The sequence below is a fragment of the Mesobacillus sp. MER 48 genome, assembly GCF_023714225.1.
GTDB classification, from domain to species: Bacteria; Bacillota; Bacilli; order Bacillales; family Cytobacillaceae; genus Mesobacillus; species Mesobacillus oceanisediminis_A.
Genome location: NZ_JAMAUR010000006.1, coordinates 147,128 through 167,418 on the forward strand (window position 1 = coordinate 147,128; position 20,291 = coordinate 167,418).

14 protein-coding genes and 2 riboswitches are annotated in these 20,291 nt (G+C 43.4%); of the genes, 10 read left to right on the forward strand and 4 right to left on the reverse strand.

Annotated features, from left to right (window positions below; translation table 11 throughout):
* Positions 1–60: 60 nt before the first annotated feature.
* The 4 genes from M3593_RS18880 to map form a co-directional block, all read right to left on the reverse strand.
* Complete coding sequence (locus M3593_RS18880; RefSeq protein ID WP_144478838.1) at positions 61–897, reverse strand: MetQ/NlpA family ABC transporter substrate-binding protein; 837 nt, start codon at positions 895–897, stop codon at positions 61–63.
* A 15-nt stretch (positions 898–912) separates the two neighbouring features.
* Positions 913–1,563, reverse strand: a complete 651-nt coding sequence (locus tag M3593_RS18885) for a methionine ABC transporter permease (RefSeq protein ID WP_144478840.1) — start codon at positions 1,561–1,563, stop codon at positions 913–915.
* Entirely contained in the window at positions 1,553–2,584 is a 1,032-nt protein-coding gene (locus M3593_RS18890; RefSeq protein ID WP_144478842.1) for a methionine ABC transporter ATP-binding protein, read from the reverse strand. The genes M3593_RS18885 and M3593_RS18890 overlap by 11 nt, the downstream gene beginning before the upstream one ends.
* 240 nt (positions 2,585–2,824) lie before the next feature.
* Positions 2,825–2,928: riboswitch (SAM riboswitch) on the reverse strand.
* An 89-nt stretch (positions 2,929–3,017) separates the two neighbouring features.
* Positions 3,018–3,121, reverse strand: a riboswitch (SAM riboswitch).
* A gap of 175 nt (positions 3,122–3,296) precedes the next feature.
* Positions 3,297–4,040, reverse strand: a complete 744-nt coding sequence (map, locus tag M3593_RS18895) for a type I methionyl aminopeptidase (protein WP_144478844.1) — start codon at positions 4,038–4,040, stop codon at positions 3,297–3,299.
* A 257-nt stretch (positions 4,041–4,297) separates the two neighbouring features.
* Here map and M3593_RS18900 point away from each other — a divergent pair, with 257 nt between their 5' ends.
* The 10 genes from M3593_RS18900 (at position 4,298) to M3593_RS18945 (ending at position 20,273) form a co-directional block, all read left to right on the forward strand.
* Positions 4,298–5,113, forward strand: a complete 816-nt coding sequence (locus M3593_RS18900) for a ZIP family metal transporter (protein ID WP_144478845.1) — start codon at positions 4,298–4,300, stop codon at positions 5,111–5,113.
* Positions 5,114–5,375: 262 nt separating this feature from the next.
* Positions 5,376–6,362, forward strand: a complete 987-nt coding sequence (locus M3593_RS18905) for an ABC transporter permease (protein WP_144478847.1) — start codon at positions 5,376–5,378, stop codon at positions 6,360–6,362.
* An 84-nt stretch (positions 6,363–6,446) separates the two neighbouring features.
* The gene (locus M3593_RS18910) at positions 6,447–7,274 is read left to right on the forward strand and encodes a carbohydrate ABC transporter permease (protein WP_251544473.1); all 828 of its coding nucleotides are present in this window, start codon (positions 6,447–6,449) and stop codon (positions 7,272–7,274) included.
* 211 nt (positions 7,275–7,485) lie between these two features.
* Entirely contained in the window at positions 7,486–9,141 is a 1,656-nt protein-coding gene (locus tag M3593_RS18915) for a type 2 periplasmic-binding domain-containing protein (RefSeq protein WP_251544328.1), read from the forward strand.
* A 182-nt stretch (positions 9,142–9,323) separates the two neighbouring features.
* Complete coding sequence (locus tag M3593_RS24300) at positions 9,324–11,186, forward strand: sensor histidine kinase (RefSeq protein WP_251544326.1); 1,863 nt, start codon at positions 9,324–9,326, stop codon at positions 11,184–11,186.
* Entirely contained in the window at positions 11,179–12,687 is a 1,509-nt protein-coding gene (locus M3593_RS24305) for a response regulator (protein ID WP_251544324.1), read from the forward strand. Before M3593_RS24300 ends, M3593_RS24305 begins: the two co-directional genes overlap by 8 nt.
* An 870-nt stretch (positions 12,688–13,557) precedes the next feature.
* The gene (locus tag M3593_RS18930) at positions 13,558–14,355 is read left to right on the forward strand and encodes a glycoside hydrolase family 16 protein (RefSeq protein ID WP_251544323.1); all 798 of its coding nucleotides are present in this window, start codon (positions 13,558–13,560) and stop codon (positions 14,353–14,355) included.
* A gap of 22 nt (positions 14,356–14,377) precedes the next feature.
* On the forward strand, positions 14,378–15,712 hold the full coding sequence (locus M3593_RS18935) for a GH1 family beta-glucosidase (protein ID WP_251544321.1): 1,335 nt from the start codon (positions 14,378–14,380) through the stop codon (positions 15,710–15,712).
* Between the two features lie 26 nt (positions 15,713–15,738).
* Positions 15,739–18,918, forward strand: a complete 3,180-nt coding sequence (locus M3593_RS18940; RefSeq protein WP_251544319.1) for a cellobiose phosphorylase — start codon at positions 15,739–15,741, stop codon at positions 18,916–18,918.
* 20 nt (positions 18,919–18,938) lie between these two features.
* Positions 18,939–20,273, forward strand: a complete 1,335-nt coding sequence (locus M3593_RS18945) for a glycoside hydrolase family 30 protein (RefSeq protein WP_251544317.1) — start codon at positions 18,939–18,941, stop codon at positions 20,271–20,273.
* Positions 20,274–20,291 lie beyond the last annotated feature (18 nt).

Sequence of the window (20,291 nt, forward strand, 5' to 3'; positions counted from 1 at the left end):
AAGGTGTGCCCGAAAATCGGTGACTTCAAGAATGACGGACGCATTAAATGAGATTTCTTCTTACCATCCAATCTCACTGAGCGGCACAAAGGTAGGGAGGGTGTTTCCTTTGTATTCTTTTTCGATGAATTCCTTTGTGTCATCCTGCTGGTAAAGTTCAGCTAATTTTTTCAAAGCTTCATTGTCCTTATCTTCTTCGCGGACAGCAATGATATTGATATATGGAGTGGCAGTGGCACTTTCAAGGAAGATGGCATCCTTCTTTGGTGTTAGTCCTGCATCAACCGCGATTCCGTTGTTGATGATCGATGCGGCTACATCCGGCAATACCCTTGGTGTCTGGCCGGCAACCAGCGGCACAAGTTCAAGATTCTTTGGATTTTCAACGATTTTATCGAGGGCGCCAATTCCGTCGAAGCCTTCCTCAAGCTTGATGAGCCCAGCTTCCTGGAGTAAAAGAAGTCCTCTTCCCATATTTGTCGCTTCATTTGCAAGAGCAATCTTCCCGCCTTCAGGAATGTCTTTCACTTCTTTATATTTTTCAGAGTAAATACCCATTGGAGCAATCATTGTGGTTGCGATTGGAACAAGGTCAAGATTATGTTCTTTGATGAAAGCGTCAAAATAAGAAACGGTTTGGAATGAGTTTGCATCCAATTCGCCTTCTGCAAGCGCAAGGTTCGGCTGGACATAGTCCGAGAAAGTGACGATTTCGACGTCAATTCCTTCTTTTTCTGCCTTTTTGGCGACAAAATCCCATACACGGTGATCTGTTCCGCTGACGCCAAGCTTTACTTTGACAGTCTCTCCGCCTTTCGCTGATGATGAGGAGCTCGAGCATGCTGTGCTGATTAATGCCAGACTAAGTACGATCAATGCTAGTAAAAGTTTTTTCATTTTTGATTCCTCCTGTTATCTTCTTCTGATTTTTTTAGCTGAAATATTTCCAAGGGATTGGAGCCCCTGTACCATGACTATCAAAATACCAACGGTGATGAACATTGTCTGGGTATCAAACCGCTGGTATCCGTATGTAATCGCGAGGTCGCCCAAGCCGCCTCCTCCGATTGCTCCGGCCATTGCCGATGCACCGATCAATCCGACCGTTGCAATCGTGAAAGCAAGAATGAGTGAACTCATAGCTTCTGGAAGAATGAATTTGAATACAATCTGCCATGGAGTGGCACCCATTGATTCAGCGGCTTCGATAACTCCTGGATCCACTTCCAACAAAGAATTCTCTACCAATCTTGCAATATACGGTCCTGCATAAAAGACAAGCGGGACGACGGCAGCGGCCGTACCAATTGATGTGCCGACAATCAGCCGGGTCAGCGGAATGATTGCGACCAGCAGGATGATGAATGGCACTGATCGGAATACGTTGATGACACTGTTAAGTACATTGAAGACAGGTGCATTTTCTAGCAAATGGCCTTTTCTCGTCACGACAAGCGCAATTCCAAGGGGAACTCCAAGGACTGCCGAAAACAGCAGGGAGAACGCGACCATTTGCAGTGTTTCAATTAATGCCTGGATGATTTGTTCTGAATTAACTAGCATGTGCGGTCACTTCCTTTATGTTGACTTTTTGCTGATTGATAAAATTAAGAGCCCTTAAAATTTCTTTATCACTTCCCTGGAACTCGACAATCAGGTTGCCGAATGGAATTCCCTGAAGCTCGGTGATATTTCCAAACAGAACATTGACATGGATATCAAAATTCTTTGACAGCTGTGACAGCAGCGGCTCGCCTGCTGACTCACCGACGAAGTTGATCCTAAATACCTTTTGAAGCCCCGAATGTCCTTTGATGATTCTGCGGACGGAATCTGGAATATTGTCATTCATGATGGTGCTGACAAAATTTCTGGCTGTTACTGTTTTGGGAGCTGAAAAAACTTCAAATACTGAGCCTTCCTCAATGATTTTACCTTCCTCGATGACCGCCACCCGGTCACAGATTTCCCTGATGACAGACATTTCGTGGGTAATGATTAATATCGTGATGTTGTACTCCTTGTTGATTTTTTTCAAAAGCTGAAGAATCGAACTTGTAGTCTGCGGATCCAGGGCCGAAGTTGCTTCATCACAAAGCAGGATCTTTGGCTGGGTTGCCAGCGCACGGGCAATGCCGATTCGCTGTTTTTGTCCGCCTGAAAGCTGGTCCGGATAATTGTCCGCCTTATCAGCGAGACCTACAAAGTCGAGGAGCTGATAAACCCGCTCTTTGATTTTCGCCTTCGGAACCTTACCGAGGACAAGCGGCATTGCGACATTTTCAAATACGGTCTTGGAGTTCAAAAGATTGAAATGCTGGAACACCATCCCGATATTCCTTTTAACCTCACGGACTTCTTTAAGTGAAAGGGAAGTCATGTCGCAGCCATCGACAATCACCCGGCCGGATGTCGGGCGTTCCAACAGATTCACACAGCGGATCAGTGAACTTTTTCCTGCTCCGCTAAAACCAATGACCCCAAATATCTCTCCTTCTTTGATTTCCAGATCAATTCCATTAAGTGCCGGTACCTTTTTCCCGCGGCTTTCATAAACTTTCTCCACTTGTTCAAATGTAATCAACAGTCTTCCTCCTTTGTAGATTGAAAAGCGCAAGCGCCTTGTTCAGCCCCGACAAGCGCTGGAGGGCCGACCGGTGAAGTCGTTCTTTGACTTCATTGGGCGGACCGAAGCGACTCGAGGGGCTAGGCGCTGTAGCTAGACACTAATTTAATACAAAAGTTTATAGTTTCTTAAAAAAGAAAAAAACCTCTTCCAGGAAACAGGAAGAGGCATGCCGCAACGAATGCAGGACAAGATCTCTTCTTATCTCCCAAGCTATTGCTTGCTGGATTTGGCACAGTCCTCAATGTGAGTCCGCTGCCGAGGCTTCATAGGGCCAGTCCCTCCGCCTCTCTTGATAAGAAAGTCTCGATATTAATTTGTAGATGGGGATTATTGGAAAATAAAAAGTCCCCTTCAGAAAGAAGAGGACATGAATTAAAAAGTCGGCCTCTTCTTATCTGTCAAGCTCACGCTTGCTGGATTTGGCACAGTCCTCCATAGGAGTCCGCTGCCGAGGTGTCATAGGGCCAGTCCCTCAACCTCTCTTGATAAGAAGTAACGAATATTGAGTTGTAAATCTTGTTTATTACTTTACTGCGTCACAGATAATGTGTCAATCATTTTGTGGGAATTTTTTTAGAAACACGAAAAATAGGAATTTAGTATTAAATGGCAGAGAGCCGATAAAAATACAAAAACCCCTGCATCGGCAAGGGGTTCAAGTGGAATTTTATCTGGTAATAACGATAGGTCCATTTTTAGTGAGGATGATTGTATGCTCACATTGTGCAACAAAGCTGTTTTCCGTGACATAAGTCCACTCATCATGTTCGTATTGGAAAACTTCTTCCTCACCAGTGGAGATGAATGGCTCAAAAGCGATGACCATTCCTTCTTTCAATAGCTCGTCATCCCATGGCTCATTATAGTTGTAGATGTGATCGGGAGCTTCATGGATGGTCCGCCCGATTCCATGTCCTGTAAGGTTTTTAATTACATTAAGTCCGTTTTTCCGCGCAGTCGCCATAACCGCCTTGCCCAGTCCGCTTTTCTTCGATCCGGGTTTCGCCTTTTTCAAGCCTGCTTCAAAAGCCTCAACAGCTGTTTCGCATATCTTCGTTAAAATCGGATCACCTTGGCCAACGACAAAGGAGATTCCTGTATCGGCAAAATAACCATTTTTTGATCCGGAAACATCGATATTAACGATATCACCTTCTTTAATGACGCGGCTCCCTGGAATCCCGTGTGCTACTTCTTCATTCACACTGATGCAGGTGTATCCTGGGAAATTGTATTCGCCTTTCGGAGCAGAAATCGCTCCATTTTCTTCAAACATGGCGCCTGCTAGCTCGTCGAGTTCCTTTGTGGTAATTCCGGGCACTGTCTTTTGCACCAATTCCTCCCGAATCATGCCGACAATCCTGCCAATTTCTTTTAATCCGTTAAAATCTTCTTCTGTTTTTGCAATCATGATTTAATTCCCTTCCATGTATGAACTATTTTATTAGCGTATCCCTTTTTTTCGTGAAAATCCATTCATCTGGCTCAGTGCCTTCAGATAAAAAATAAATAGGATTGGAATTACGTATTGAATGTAGTAATCTTGATAAAACAAACTTAGCGCCGTCTGATTTATGCAGAACAAGATATATTCACCACTTCATTATCCATATAATACATTAAAATGAGTTACATTTGATTACAGAGCAAGTCTTAGGAGGAAAAAAGATGCTTGATTTTTTCATGGGATTCCATCCGGTTGTCCAGGCGCTGATTGGGACTTTGTTTACCTGGGGAATGACTGCTTTGGGCGCTGCTTTAGTATTTACAACGAAAAATCCAAACCAAAAGTTTTTGGATAGTATGATGGGTCTCGCGGCAGGAGTTATGATTGCTGCAAGTTTCTGGTCACTACTTGCTCCTGCGATTGAAATGGGTGAGGGAGGAAGCCTGCCGAGCTGGATGCCTGCTGCGACTGGTTTTCTTTTAGGCGGGTTGTTCTTAATGGTCGTAGATAAATTGATGCCCCATTTACATCCTAATTTATCAATGGAAAAAGCTGAGGGAATCCATCCCGAAAAGAAAAGACGAAGTACTTTGATGGTCTTGGCCATTACCTTGCACAACATCCCCGAAGGTCTCGCGGTCGGAGTGGCTTTCGGAGCTGCAGCTGCAGGCTTTCCTTCGGCTTCGCTTATGGGCGCGATTGCGCTTGCAATAGGAATCGGTATCCAGAACTTCCCGGAAGGTGTCGCAGTATCGATGCCACTTCGGCAAGTAGGAATGTCAAGAAAGAAAAGCTTCATGTACGGCCAGTTTTCAGGCATGGTCGAACCAGTTGCCGCAATGATTGGAGCAGCCGCTGTCATGTTCATCCAGCCACTTCTGCCGTATGCGCTAAGCTTTGCAGCCGGAGCGATGATTTTCGTGGTAGCCGAAGAAGTAATCCCTGGATCCCAGGAAAACGGCAACAGCGATTTGGCATCATTAAGCCTCATGTTTGGATTCGCCATCATGATGATCCTCGACGTGGCATTAGGATAAAAACTGGATAAAAAGCTGAGAAAACTGTGCACCGGACTGAACCATTAGTCTGGTGCACAGTTTTTTTATATTAAGGACAACTTAAAATCTTCTCCTCCCGAAAAAATGAAAACGATAACAATGTGATGGTATCAATATTTTGGCCGATTTTTCCAAAACTAAAAAATTGGTACCATAAGCAAAATTCGATGGCTTATAAATGTAAGCCCTTTTTTTTATGATGAAGATACAAGAAAGACAAAGCAGCCAAGGTGGTGAAGAAATGGAAGTCAAGATAGAACAGCCAGTCGAACAACAAGTTACTGACACCATTATCGAAAAGGCAACAAAAAAAGAAAAATACCAAAAAATCAAAAAGACAATCATTTCACAAAAGTATTTGCAGACGATGGCGCTTCTGGGTGTAGTATGGATGTTCATCTTTAACTATATCCCAATGTATGGGCTGATCATCGCGTTCAAGGAATATAGCATCATCAAGACGATTTCGGAGGCACCATGGGTTGGATTGATGCAGTTTAAGGAATTCCTGCAGGATGAGAATTTCTGGATTGTCCTCAAAAATACCCTGGGAATCAGCTTGATTAAATTGATTATCGGTTTCCCGCTCCCAATCATTTTTGCTCTTTTGCTTAATGAACTAACATCTATGAAGCTAAAGAAAGCGGTTCAGACAATTTCTTACTTGCCGCATTTTATTTCATGGGTTGTACTTGGAGGCATCTTGACTACATGGCTGGCGGATATCGGTGTCATCAATGATATTTTGCTAGGTTTAGGGTTGATCAGTGAACGGACGAATTTCCTGGCTGAGCCGGATAACTTCTGGGCGATTGTCATTCTCTCGGATATTTGGAAAGAACTTGGATGGTCAGCAATCATCTATCTGGCAGCTATTGCTGGTGTATCTCCGGAACTATACGAATCATCCACAATTGATGGAGCAAACCGGTTCCAAAAAATGTGGCATGTCACATTGCCGTCAATTCGCCCAACCATCACAATCTTGTTCATTCTTGCTGTAAGCGGTGTCCTGAATTCAAACTTCGATCAGATCTTGATTTTGCGAAACTCATTGAATGAGAGCGCCAGTAACGTTATTGATATTTACGTCTATCAGATGGGTCTGCAAAATGCCCGCTACTCATACGCAACAGCAGTTGGTTTATTGAAAGCGATCATCGCCTTCATCCTGCTCCTGTCTGCGAACAAGATTACGAAGAAACTGAATGGAACATCTTTATTCTAAGGGGGTGAGGTTGTGTTTAAGCTTTTTAAACGGAACCGGCGAACAACAAGCGAATATATCTTCGACAACGTTAACATTCTCATTATGCTCTTTATCTGCGGCATCACGGTCTACCCAATCTGGTATGTTCTCGTCAACTCACTGAATGATGGTGTCGATGCCATGCGAGGCGGTATCTACTGGTGGCCGCGTGAGTTCACTTTTGCAAACTATAAGGCTGTTTTTGAAACACCTGGCATTGTTACATCATTTGGTGTGACCATTGCCAAAACGGTTATCGGCACAATCACCCATGTATTTTTTACAGCGATGGTTGCTTATGCCATTTCGAGACGAGACCTTTACGGCAGGAACTTCTACATGCTGGTCGGTGTCATCACGATGTTTTTCAGCGGCGGATTGATTCCCTACTTCCTGTTGATCAGGGACCTTGGGTTGTTTGATAACTTCCTAGTGTATATCATTCCGACAATGTTCAACTTCTTCCATCTGATCATCTTTGTTTCCTTCTTCAGGGAATTGCCAACTTCTCTTGAGGAAGCAGCAAAAATAGATGGGGCAAATGACTTTATGATTTTTATCAAAGTAATCATCCCGCTGTCAATGCCTGTTATCGCTACCATCGCACTGTTCCAGGGTGTCTACCAGTGGAATGACTATTTTGCCGGAGTCATCTTTGTGAATAACCCTGACCTGCAGCCAATCCAGACTTATTTATACAAGGTTGTTGCTGAGTCAAGTTCAAATCAGATGATGACGAATGCAGCGGGCTCGATTGCAACGAAGACAGTAACCTCTCAGTCAATCAAACTGGCAACAATGGTTGTAACGACGCTTCCGATCATGCTGGTCTATCCATTCCTGCAGAAATACTTTGTAAAAGGAATGCTGATTGGATCAGTAAAAGGTTGATTCTATTAACAATGATTTAAATTTTTCTTCTTAGAAGAAATTTAAATAATACCCGGCTTCATTATTAATTGAGTACTGCTTTTTCATGAAAGATACCCCTTATGATCTTGGGAAAGGCTGGTTTTTTGAAAAAAGCCTTTCCCGCTTTTTCAAAGCAGTGTACATTGAATAATGTGGCCCAAAAAAAACAAACAAGAGAGAGGGTCAAAAAATGAGGAGAAAATTTCTTTCCAAAGGCTTTTCACTAATGCTTGTTCTATCTTTGGTTTTGGCATTGTTTTCAGGTTGTTCCAACAAGGCAAATGAAAACGCTTCCGATGAAAAGGACACAGACAAACCAAAAGCAACAGTCAATGCACCTGGATGGCAGTCCAACAAGGAACCGATTACTTTTGATTGGTATGTGAACTTTTCCTGGTTCGCACATAAATGGGGCGACGATGTTGTTTCAAAGTATGTAACAGATAAAACTGGTGTTTCTGTCAACTTCATTTCACCAGCAGGCAACGAAGCTGAGAAAATGAACACGATGATTGCATCAGGCAAGCTTCCTGATTTCATCACGATCGGCTGGTGGGAAGATGCTGTCAAGAAGATGATCGAAGGCGAGCTTGTCCTTCCATTGAATGAACTTGCTGACCAGTATGATCCGTATTTCTTTAAGGTAGCAGATGGAGCAAAGATTGAATGGTATAAGCAGGAAGATGGCAATACTTACGGTTATCCAAATGCTTCTTCATCACCAAAAGATTTTGACAAATATAAAGACCTTAAGCCATCAAACCAGACATTTCTTGTAAGAAAAGATATGTATGAAGCAATCGGCAGCCCTGATATGAGCACGCCTGAAGGATTCTTGAAGGCGCTTGAAGCTGCCAAAGAAAAATTCCCTGAAGTGAACGGCGCACCGCTGATTCCTTTCGGCTTAAATGAATTTACGGATGTAGGAAACACTTCCCTTGAAGGCTATTTGCAAAACTTCCTTAACATCCCGATGGAAAAAGACGGAAAGGTTTATGACCGCAGCCAGGATCCAGAGTATCTTGCATGGTTAAAAACTTTTAGAGAAGCAAATGACAAAGGGCTTCTTGCTAAGGACATCTTCATTGATAAGCGTCCGCAAATGGAAGAAAAGATCTCACAAGGCAGATACTTCGCAATGCTTTATCAGCGAAGTGACCTTGCAGCACAACAACACGCATTGTATGCTAAAGATCCTAACTCCGTATATATTGCAGTAGACGGACCTGCTAACTCAAATGGAGACGCACCTGCTTTGGCTGGTGACAGCATCTCAGGATGGACAGTGACTCTGATTTCCAAAGATGTAAAAGATAAAGAAAGAGCAATTCAATTCCTGACTTACCTGATCAGCGAAGAAGGACAAATGGACCTTTATATGGGTAAAGAGGGCGAAACATATGATATGGCAAACGGTAAGCCTGAATTCAAACCGGAAGTATTGGATCTGCTGAATAAGGACCGCGCAGCTTTTGACCAGCAGTATGGTGCTTCATTCAAGTACTGGATGCTTATGGATACAAACATGAGCCTCGCATGGGCACCGCCAGCTTCTGAACCATTCAAGCAAATGGAAGACTGGACAAAAGGAAAAACAGTCAGCTATGCAGAGTTTGATGGCATCAGCCCAACTGGAACTTCCACAGAAGGTGTCGCAGCAAGCAAGATCGCACAAGAATGGGGTAAAACACTTCCTAAGCTTCTGCTTGCTAAATCCGATAAAGAGTTCGATAAACTCTACAACGACTTCCTGAAGAAACGTGATTCTTTCGGCTATGAAAAAGTGGAAAAGTATCAGCAGGAAGTATATGAAAACAATAAGAAAAAACTTGATGCAGCAAATTAAGTAACATTCGGAAAGACTGTTCCTTTTAGAATTAATTTTCTTGAAGGGACAGTCTATTCCTGCTTTTACGTTGGGCGTGCGTGAATCCTGTTAGACTTCAAAATATTGAAACACTTTTTCACGCTACTTTTAATACTTAAGATGTATCATTTGAATGTGGATAAATGTTGGGTGTGATTAAAGTGGACTTTCATAAAAAAATTAAAGAGGCAGCGACCTGGTTTGACCGCCTTTCCCTGCAACAAAAGCTAATTGCCTTATATATCATCATTATCATTATTCCGATTATCATTTTTATCTCCATCTATTCCAGTAACGTATATGACAGGGCGATAACCGAAATCAGCATCAAGAGTGAAAATGCTTTGGAAATTGAAAAAATCCACATTAAAAACAATATAGAATCCATGAGAAGGACGGCCCAGATGGTCGTTTCAGATATGGAATTCATTGATTTCGTTAAAAGCCGAAATGAAGCGAACGTCGACCAGTTAATAGATTTCAGGATGAACGAGCTTTCGAATGTCACCAGGCTGCAGGCAAATAACCCTGCCATAGAAAATATCCGCCTTTATACGACCAATCCATATGTAACCGAGATGTGGCCGATTCTCTTCAAGGAAGAACGGATCATGCAAAAGCCATGGAGAGATGAAGTCATCAACAGGAATGGCATGGAGGTATGGTGGTTTGACCAGCAGACAGAGGATGTTCTGGAACGGCTGCCATCACAAAACACGGCGAAAATTTCTTTGTTGCGGGAACTGGATTATCCAAAGGACGAACATTTAGGGATCATCGAAATCAATATGTTCCTGAAAAACTTTTTTCCTAAGATGTTCGGATCTGTTCAGGATCCTGATTCAGTGTATGTCGTGATCGACAAAGACAACAACATGATCAGGAACTTCCATCATACCTTTTTTGAAGATGAGGGAATTGACACAGAAGAGCTCAAACTGAAATTCAATAAATCAAAACACGAAGGCACTGGCAGTTTTCAGTTTGAAAACAATGAAACTCCATATCTAGTCATTACAGCCTACATCGAAGATTTGGATGCCTATCTGCTGAATGTCATTTCACTTGAGAGCCTTTATGCTGAAACTGCCAAGACAAGGAATGTTATTTTTAGCGGAATTATCTTTTTAGTTATTATTCTTTCTTTTGTCACCTATGTATTGGTCTTATTGCTCTTGAAAAAAATGTACAAACTGAAGGATTCAATGGAGCGAGTCGGGCACGGGGATTTTTCCGTGGATGTAGAGGTTGACGGTCAGGATGAGATTTCAGAACTGGCATTTCATTTTAAAAGCCTGCTTGGTAAAATGAACGGACTGATTGCTGAAGCTGTCAATAAGCAGGCAGCCGCAAAGGAAACCGAATTAAAGGCACTGAAGACCCAGATTGATTCCCACTTTCTGTATAACACATTGGAAAACATCAAAATGATGGCAGAAATAGAAGGGGAGTACGCTATTTCTGATGCAGTAACCTCGCTTGGGGAAATGATGCGTTATAATCTTAAATGGAAAAATGACTTTGTGATCCTGGAAGAAGAACTCAATTATATAAAAAACTATGTAGATATCATGAATCTGCGTCTGGATGGGCAGCTGACTTTAACGATTGATGTCCCAAACGAATTGCGGGACCAGGAAGTCCTGAAAATGTCACTGCAGCCGATTATCGAAAATGCGATTAAACATGGAATTATTCCGAACAACCAGAAAGACAGAGGCATCCTGCAGGTGAGCGCGAGGTATTCTGATGACTATGTCACTATTGAGATCGAGGATAATGGCGTTGGGATGACGCAAGAGCAGTGCGAGGCCCTCAACAGATCCCTCCAAACTGGTGAGGAACATCAAAATCATGGTTCCAAAGGCGGCAATGGCATTGGGATCCACAATGTGAATGAGAGGATCAAGCTTTACTATGGAACAGAGTATGGAGTGTTTGTTACAAGTGTCAAAGGCGAATTCACGATGGTGACATTAAAAATGCCTTGCAAAATTATGAAAGGGGGCAGCCAAAGTGTATAAAGTCCTTATAGCTGATGATGAGAAAAATATCCGATTGGGCATACAGGCAATGATTAAGAGAGAGCATCCAGAGTTTACTACTTTTATTGCCAGTGATGGACAGGAAGCCCTTGAACTAATAGCTGAAAATGAACCAGATATCGTGATCACTGATATTAAAATGCCGAGGATGGATGGTATCCAGCTGATCAAGGAAATCCAGCAAAGAGAAATCAAAACAGCCATTGTGATCCTAAGTGGCTATGATGATTTCACTTATGCCAAGGAAGCGATCAAGTATAAGGTGAGAGATTATCTTCTGAAGCCGGTCAATCGTTCAGAGCTTTTCAAAACTCTTAAATTGATCACTGAAGAACTGGAAAAAAGCCAGAAAATGACCTATCAGCACATGGATGAATATCGTGCCAGTCAGCTGAATTATATTTTGCTCAGTCCTAATCTGCAAATGGATGTTGTAGAGGATCTTTATAAGAAAATGAAAATCGAAGCCTATCCGGATGGCTTTTATGTAGGGATCATCGATGCGGAGGCTGAGATTGAAAAGAATCATTTGCTTGAAAAGATCAATCAGCTGCTTTGTTCACCCAATGATTGCATTCCATTTCTCGATAATGATGGCAGGGTGACCATTATTTCAGCAGATCTCGAGCTATTTTCCCTGTTGAAAGAGCAGCTTGGCAGGGACAGGCATTTGGTCTTCACCATTGGCATCAGTGAGAAGGAACAGGACATACGGGAATTGAAAAAAACGTATGAACAGGCAGCCACTGCCTTGAAGTACCATTTCCTCTATCCGCGCAGACAGGTTATTTATTATGAAAGTGTCAAAGAAAAGCCGGATGGTTCTTCAGTTCCGGTGGAATTGATCAATAAAATCTCCAATATGCTAGGAACAGAAAGGGAAAATGAAATAAAAACCAACCTGAGACAGGTGATGGACTTCGATGTCATCTCGCACAGCAGCATCAGCTATCTGGAAGACTTGAATCAGGCAATCAATGAGACCATTTTCAAAGGGTTTTTTAAGCGGCTGGGGGATGAATCCCTTGTGACGTTTGAGCTATTGAACAAAATTGATGACATTTATAACTTTGATAATTTCCATGAATACTTCCATGCCCTCGAAGGCTTGCTGATGAGGATCCACGAATACAATAAACAAATGAGATCAGTGTATTCAGAGCAAAAGTATATGGACCGGGCAATCGCCTATATCAGGGAAAATTACCACAAGGACTTGAATCTCGCCGTAGTCGCAAATTATATATCTTTGAATTACTCCTATTTCAGCCACATGTTCAAGGAGTATATTGGTCAAAACTTCGTTGATTATTTAAAAATGGTCAGGGTAGAAAATGCAAAAAAGCTGCTGAAAGAAACGGACTTTAAAATTCTTGAAATCAGCGAGATGGTTGGCTACAAAAATCCCAAACAGTTTGCACGAGTGTTCCGCGAAGCAGAAGGAATCTCGCCAAAAGAATATCGGGAAATGAATGGATGAAGAGAGCTGAATAGGCTCTCTTTTTCTTTTTTGCCCAAGTTTGGACAAAAGCTTGCCCGTGTGACTTTGTTTTGTCTGAAGTGCCTCCAAGTTCGGACAAAGTGTGGCCTGTGGGGCTTCGTATTGTCCGAAGTGCCTCCAAGTTCGGACAAAGTGTGGCCTGTGCGGCTTCGTATTGTCCGAAGTGCCTCCAAGTTCGGACAAAGTGTGGCCTGTGCGGCTTCGTATTGTCTGAAGTGACGCCAAGTTCGGACAAAAGCTCGGCGGTAGGGCTTGGTTTTGTCCGAAGTGACGCCAAGTTCGGACAAAGTGTGGCCTGTGTGGCTTCGTATTGTCCGAAATGCCTCCAAGTTCGGACAAAGTGTGGCCTGTGTGGCTTCGTATTGTCCGAAGTGCCTCCAAGTTCGGACAAAGTGTGGCCTGTGCGGCTTCGTATTGTCTGAAGTGCCTCCAAGTTCGGACAAAGTGTGGCCTGTGTGGCTTCGTATTGTCCGAAGTGCCCCCAAGTTCGGACAAAGTGTGACCTGTGCGGCTTTATATTGACCGAAGTAACCCAGGGTTCGGACAAAAAGATTGGCGGCACGTCTTCGTTTTGTCCGAACTAGCTCCAGGTTCGGACAAAATCTCTCCGGTGCGCCTTCACTTTGTCTGAAGCAGCGCTATGTTCTTATACCTGCATCTAAATCAACGCTCTTATCCCAATAAAATTTGCACTTTTTGGAAGTGTTTTCACCTGGAATTCCGTTCTTCTAAAATATTGACACCCTAAACAAAATTCTCTATCTCAAGATGCTTTGCTGGCAAAGGTAGAATAGGAATTGAGAGATATTTTGTTCGAAGCAATCAGTTTTTCTGAAAGGGGAAGTTTAGGTGGAGCAAAAAGATCAGGGGAAGGCAAACAAAGAAATGATGGCGCTTTCAAAAACTGAAACAGTGTGGAGCCTGGTGTGGGAGGAGAACTTTGATCTTCCTGATATAGATGAAAGTAAGTGGAATTTCGTTGAGGCGGGAACGGGGTTTGGCAATGAAGAATCCCAGTTCTATACAAGACGGAAAGAAAATGCACGGATTGAAAATGGCCACCTGATTATCGAAGCCAGGAATGAGAAGTATAACGTGATGGATTATACATCTGCAAAATTGACGACCAGAGGTAAGGCAGCCTGGACATACGGTCGTTTTTCGATCCGGGCGAAGCTGCCTGAAGGCCAGGGAATCTGGCCGGCAATCTGGATGATGCCAGAAGATATGGAATTATACACAGGATGGCCGGCCTGCGGGGAAATTGACATCATGGAGTTGATTGGCCACCAGCCTGGCACGGTTTATGGAACGCTGCATTACGGAATGCCTCACACATATACAGGAGAAAACTATACGCTTCCTGATGGCAAGAAGTTCTCGGAAGATTTCCATGTCTTTACCCTAGATTGGGAGCCAGGTGAATTCAGATGGTATGTGGACGATGTTCTGTATGCAAGGCAGACTGACTGGTTCAGCAAGACTCCAGATTCAGAGGAACCGCAAGCTGGATTTGCACCGTTTGACCGCGATTTCTACCTGCAGCTGAACCTTGCTGTTGGAGGAAAATGGCCTGGTTATCCTGATGAAACAACTCATTTTCCTCAGCAGATGGCAATTGATTACATCAAAGTATACAAAAAATAAACTCAGTAGAGGTGAACAGAAGATGAACAAGTTTTCAAAGGATTTTATTTTTGGTACAGCAACATCATCCTATCAAATTGAAGGGGCCTATCAGGAAGATGGAAGAACCCTGTCTATATGGGATACGTTTTCCCGGACTCCCGGTAAGGTCTTCAATATGGATAACGGGGATATCGCCTGTGACCACTACCACTTATATGAAAAGGATATTGAGATTTTAAAAACGCTTGGTGTGGATTCTTATCGCTTCTCGATTGCCTGGCCAAGGATTTTCCCGGAGCAGGGCAAGTATAACGAAGCGGGAATGAACTTTTATAAAAAGCTTATAACACTCTTGAATCAAAATGGCATTAAGCCTGCAGTCACTCTTTACCACTGGGATTTGCCAATATGGGCCCATGAAAAGGGCGGCTGGACAAACAGGGAATCCGTCAATTGGTTCTTGGAGTATGCTGAAAAATGCTTTGAGGAACTTGATGCACATGTGGAAATGTGGATTACCCATAATGAACCATGGTGCGCAGGTTTCCTCGGCTACCATCAGGGCGTCCATGCACCGGGACATACCAATATGGAAGAGGCGGTAAAGGCTGTCCATCATATGCTTCTGTCCCATGGTGAAGCTGTTTCCTTGCTGAAAGGGAAATTTGCTTCGGAAACTCCGATCGGGATTACGCTGAACCTGTCACCGATGTACCCGGCAAGCAATTCTGCCAATGACCAGCTGGCTGCCAATAATGCGGATGGCTACACGAATAGGTGGTTCCTGGATCCTGTGCTAAAAGGATCTTACCCTGCGGATATGATGAATCTTTTTTCAAAATATGTCCATTCCTTCGACTTCATCCAGGAAGGCGACTTGGAGAAAATTTCCGTGGAATGTGATTTCTTTGGAATCAACTACTATAATCGCAGTCTTGTTGAATTCAATGCAGCATCGGACTTCCTGTTCAAGAGTGCCTATTCAGATTATCCAAAGACCGGAATGGGATGGGATATATCGCCGGCTGAATTTAAAGAACTGATTCATCGCCTGCGCAAGGAATATACGAATCTGCCAATCTATATAACCGAAAATGGCTCGGCGTTCGATGATTTTGTTTCAGATGACCATCGTGTCCATGATACCGAGAGACAGGACTATGTGGAAAAACATATTCGTGCCGTTGCCAAGCTCAATGAGGAGGGCATGAACGTCGCCGGGTATTATCTATGGTCTTTGCTCGATAATTTTGAATGGGCATTTGGCTACGACAAACGCTTTGGAATCACGTATGTTGATTTCGAAACACAGGAGAGAATCCTTAAGGATAGCGGTTACCGCTATGCCGAAATTATCAGGAACCGCTCAATCTAAATCCAACATCTCTGGAGTGAGAAATAATGGGGAAATATCGATTTGATGAAAAACAATATTTTGTAATTGAAAACTTCGATCAGGCAAAGACCTTTTCGAGCTTCCTGCCGGGATTGGCCGGGTTGTACGGTATACCGATGTGGGCTTTTTACGTAAACCGCGGCCAGGCGATGGTCAGCTTTGGTGTCCAGGATAAAAACCATGCGATCACAGAGTTTTTCCCGGCAAACCAGGCCTACCAGCGAGTATCAATGAATGGTTTCCGCACTTTTATCAAATTGGATGGAAAAATCGTTTTTGAACCATTCTCGTCATATGGACGCAAAAAAGATCGTACGAGAAACATGTATATAAAAGAAAACGAACTGAAAATTGAAGAAATCAACCACCAATATGGAGTGAAATCACTAATCACATATTTCACATTGCCGAATGAGAACTTCGGCTCATTGGTAAGGAAGGTTGAAATAGAAAATCTATCTGAACGATCATTCGAACTGGAAGTGCTTGATGGTCTTCCAGCTATCATCCCATACGGAATCGATGATGCAGCATACAAAGCGGTTGGAAATACGCTTAAAAGCTGGATGGATGTTTTCAATCTTGAAAATGGAATTCCGTATTACAGAGTCCGTTCTTCTACGAATGACTCTGCGGAAGTTGAAGAAATTTCGAAAGGTCATTTTTACTTGAGCTTCGATGACCATGGGCAATTGATCACTCCAGTCGTTGATGCGGAGCTTGTCTTTGGGTCGAACAGTTCATTCTCTTTCCCGGATGAGTTTGAAAGCAAATCACTTCATGAGTTATCGAAAGCTCAGCCGGTTACCTCCAACAAAGTGCCTTGTGGATTCTCCGGTCTTAGAAGGGTGCTTGGAAAAGGAGAACAAGTCACATTCCACACACTTGTCGGTCATGTGAAGGACATTGAAATCATTAACGAAAAAGCAGCTGACATAAGAACTGCCGGATATATGGATAGAAAATACGAAGAAGCGCAGAACCTTGTTACGGAGATTACGAAGGATGTCGAGACAAAGACAGCGTCCCCGCTATTTGATGCCTATGTAAACCAAAGCTATCTTGATAATGTACTGCGCGGCGGCTTTCCAATTGAACTGGAGACTGATGATTCAGCCTTTACTTATTATGTGTTTTCCCGCAAGCACGGCGACTTGGAACGGGATTACAACTTTTTCTCGCTTGCGCCTGAGTACTTCTCGCAGGGGAACGGCAACTTCCGTGATGTGAACCAGAACCGCAGGAATGATGTGTTTTTCCATCCTGAGACGGGAGACTACAATATCAAGCTGTTCATGAGCCTGATTCAGGCGGATGGCTATAATCCGCTCGTCGTAAAAGGAGCAAGCTTTGAACTAAAAGATCAATCAGATTGGGGCTGGCTGGATGAACTGGTTCCTCTGCAGAAGGATGCTGAATTCATTAAAAAGAAGCTGATCGGAACCTATACACCAGGATATTTACTCCAAACGATTTCAGACAGCGACATTCAGCTAAACTCATCACTTCCAAATTTCCTGGAAAAAGTCCTTTCAAAGAGCAGCCAGAACATTGAAGCAGAGTTTGGAGAAGGGTACTGGATGGATCACTGGACATACAATCTCGATCTGGTTGAAAACTATTTGAAGGTTTATCCGGAAAATAAAGCTCAGCTATTGTTCGATGATTATGGCTACAAATACTTCCACAGTCCAGTGTTTGTGAATCCGCGTTCTGAAAAATATGTCCTCGCTAATGGCAAAGTCCGTCAATACGAAGCCATCACAGAATTTGGGCATCAGCAAGGGTCAAATTGGGTGATGAGACCTGATGGTGAATTCTTTACTTCCAATCTTTACAGCAAACTGTTCTCATTGGCATTGCTGAAATTTTCTACATTGGATCCTTTTGGGATGGGGGTGGAAATGGAAGCGAATAAGCCAGGCTGGAATGATTCCATGAATGGCCTGCCAGGAATATTCGGTTCAGCCATGAGTGAGACATTAGAGCTGAAACGCCTGCTTGAATTTCTCATATCTTCTGGAGAGGCTGCAGAACTGGAGATTGCCCTGCCTGCAGAAATAGCCGTTCTGGCTGATTCAGTTGTAGAGTTCCTGAACCAATTTGAAAATGGCGAACTGGATAATTACAGCTACTGGAATCAAACAGCGGCTGCCCGTGAAAAATACCGCGAGTTAGTGAAAAACGGCTTTGAAGGTACGGAAAAGAATATCGAGTTGCAAAAGCTTACTGCTTATGTAAAGAAAATGCTTCATAAAACAAAAGCGGGAATTGACAAGGCAACGGAGCTTGGCAATGGGTTGCTTCCAACTTATTTCTCCTTCGAAGCAGTGAACTGGGAAAAGATCGTCGATGAGAACGGAAATGAAAAACTGAATAAAAAGGGCTTGCCGTTGGTCAAGGTCAATAGCTTTGAAGTGTCTGTTCTTCCGCATTTCCTTGAAGGTCCTGCAAGGGCTTTGAAGACTGCCGACCTGCAAACAGCTAGGTCGACATATCAGCATGTAAGGAACTCGGAAATTTACGACAGTAAGCTGAAAATGTACAAAACTTCTGGATCTCTTGAAGACCAAACATTTGATATCGGCCGTGCGAGGGCATTCACTCCAGGCTGGCTTGAGCGGGAATCCATCTTCATGCATATGGAATTCAAATATCTGCTCAGTGTCCTGAAGTCCAGATTGTATGAAGAGTTCTATGAAGATATCATCTATGCAATGCCGCCGTTCATGGATGCAGAAGTGTACGGAAGGAGCGTCCTTGAAAATTCATCATTTATTGCGAGCAGTGTTAATCCTGATTCCAGTCTCCATGGACAAGGCTTTGTCGCAAGGCTAAGTGGAACGACGGCAGAATTTTTAAGCATCTGGCAGTTGATGATGATGGGGAAAAACCTTTTTGACGTAAACGAAAAAGGGCTGACGCTGCAGCTTGAGCCGATTCTTCCTTCATGGCTTTTCGATTCAGAGGGCAAGGTGCAATTTACATTGCTGGGCAAAATTCAGGTAACCTATCACAATCCATCAAGGAGAAATACTTTCGGTGATGAAGGTGCCAAGACTGTTAAGTATGTACTCCAAATGAATGGCGAAGAGGTTGAGGTTAATGGCGATAAGCTGCAGGATGCCTATGCACAAGCTGTTAGGGACGGAAAAGTATCAAGGATGGATGTTTACCTAGATTAATAGGACTGAGGTGCTGACAGATGGAAATGAAAATGATCCAAACTTCAAAAAACACAGGCGACCGCTTTGCTGACAAGGGCAAAATTTCTTTTACAGATGAGCCTGGCCGCGATTTTGTGATGAAGCTTGACCCAGAAAAGAAATACCAAAGCTTCATGGGATTCGGCGGAGCTTTTACAGAGGCAGCTGCTTACACACTTTCGCAAATTCCCGGGGAAGAACGCGCAAAAATAATCGACAGCTATTTTAACCAGGAGACAGGTCTTGGTTACAGCCTGGGCAGGACCCATATCCATAGCTGTGATTTTGCCCTCGAAAATTACACCTATGTTGAAGAGAATGACACGGAGCTTAAAACCTTTTCAATCGAGCGTGAAAACAAATATGTATTGCCGCTCATAAAGGATGCTGTGAAGGCCAGAGGGGAAGGATTGACGATCCTTTCTTCTCCATGGAGCCCTCCAGCCTGGATGAAGACCAATAATGAAATGAATAACGGCGGGAAGCTAAAGGCTGAGTTCAATGATACATGGGCTTTGTATTACACCAAATATATCAAGGCAATGGAAACAGAGGGTGTGCCGATCTGGGGGATCACCGTCCAAAATGAGCCTGAAGCCACGCAGGTTTGGGATTCTTGCAGATATACAGCAGAAGAAGAGCGTGATTTTGTCAAAAATCATTTAGGTCCTGTCATGGAAAAGGAAGGCCATGAGGACAAGAAAATCATCATCTGGGACCACAACCGGGATATCGCCTATGAACGGGCAAAAACGATTCTATCAGATTCTGAGGCTGCAAAATATATTTGGGGTACAGGTCTCCACTGGTATGTATCAGAAGAATTCGAGAATTTGAGCAAGATTCACGAAGACTTCCCTGACAAGCACCTGATTTTTACCGAAGGATGCATTGAAGGCGGAGTCCAGCTGGGCGCATGGCATACTGGAGAACGTTACGCCAGGAACATCATGGGCGACATCAACAACTGGCTTGAAGGCTGGATTGACTGGAATATCGTCCTTAACGAACAGGGCGGGCCGAACCATGTAGGCAACTACTGCGATGCTCCTGTGATCGTCGACACGAAAACTGGTGAGGTTCACTATAACAGCTCCTTTTATTATATTGGACACTTCAGCAAATACATTAAGCCGAACGCAGTTAGAATCGGGCATGAATTAAATCATGAATCTTTAAAAGCAGTTTCATTTAAAAATGAAGATGGCTCGATTGTTGCGGTTGTCATGAATGATGCAGACACAACAGAGTCATTCTCACTATCGGTCGGAGGCAAGATTGCCAAAGCCGAGCTGCCTGGTCATTCAATTACAACATTCATAATAGAAAGTTAAGCTCTGCCGCCTCCTTGT

Bases quoted from the DNA above. Each gene is read 5' to 3' on its own strand.
- M3593_RS18880 (WP_144478838.1), bottom strand. From the start codon at position 897: ATGAAAAAACTTTTACTAGCATTGATCGTACTTAGTCTGGCATTAATC.
- M3593_RS18940 (WP_251544319.1), top strand. From the start codon at position 15,739: ATGGGGAAATATCGATTTGATGAAAAACAATATTTTGTAATTGAAAAC.
- M3593_RS18935 (WP_251544321.1), top strand. From the start codon at position 14,378: ATGAACAAGTTTTCAAAGGATTTTATTTTTGGTACAGCAACATCATCC.
- M3593_RS18900 (WP_144478845.1), top strand. From the start codon at position 4,298: ATGCTTGATTTTTTCATGGGATTCCATCCGGTTGTCCAGGCGCTGATT.
- M3593_RS18910 (WP_251544473.1), top strand. From the start codon at position 6,447: ATGCTCTTTATCTGCGGCATCACGGTCTACCCAATCTGGTATGTTCTC.
- M3593_RS18885 (WP_144478840.1), bottom strand. From the start codon at position 1,563: ATGCTAGTTAATTCAGAACAAATCATCCAGGCATTAATTGAAACACTG.
- M3593_RS18905 (WP_144478847.1), top strand. From the start codon at position 5,376: ATGGAAGTCAAGATAGAACAGCCAGTCGAACAACAAGTTACTGACACC.
- M3593_RS18945 (WP_251544317.1), top strand. From the start codon at position 18,939: ATGGAAATGAAAATGATCCAAACTTCAAAAAACACAGGCGACCGCTTT.
- map (WP_144478844.1), bottom strand. From the start codon at position 4,040: ATGATTGCAAAAACAGAAGAAGATTTTAACGGATTAAAAGAAATTGGC.
- M3593_RS18915 (WP_251544328.1), top strand. From the start codon at position 7,486: ATGAGGAGAAAATTTCTTTCCAAAGGCTTTTCACTAATGCTTGTTCTA.